Here is a 322-nt window from a genome sequence, read left to right as displayed (position 1 = left end):
AAAATATCTGCGTTAAAGTGTGTTAAATCTATTCCAGAGGTAACATCTAGCTATACAAAAAATGTATGGTTAATAGGTACTCCTGCACACGATAATCTAGGAGACCATGCTATTACTTATGCGACGTTTGAAATATGTAAAAAACAAGCTATCAATTGCATTGAAATTGAAGAAGAGCAATTTTTGAATGGCATTAAAGAATACCGTAAAATCATTAACAAAGATGATTTGATTTTGATTCAAGGTGGTGGAAATTGGGGAAATGCATATCGTTATATAAATAATGTGCATGATTTTTGTTTGAAATATTTTAAAGAAAACA

General features: G+C 29.8%; 1 pseudogene. It reads left to right on the top strand.

Annotated elements, in window-relative coordinates:
* Positions 1–322, top strand: a pseudogene (locus tag NE473_RS30760) (hypothetical protein); the annotation flags it as partial.

Source organism: Hungatella sp. SL.1.14, from assembly GCF_024460495.1.
GTDB lineage: Bacteria > Bacillota > Clostridia > Lachnospirales > Lachnospiraceae > Hungatella > Hungatella hathewayi.
This window is presented reverse-complemented; position numbering and strand designations above follow the sequence as displayed.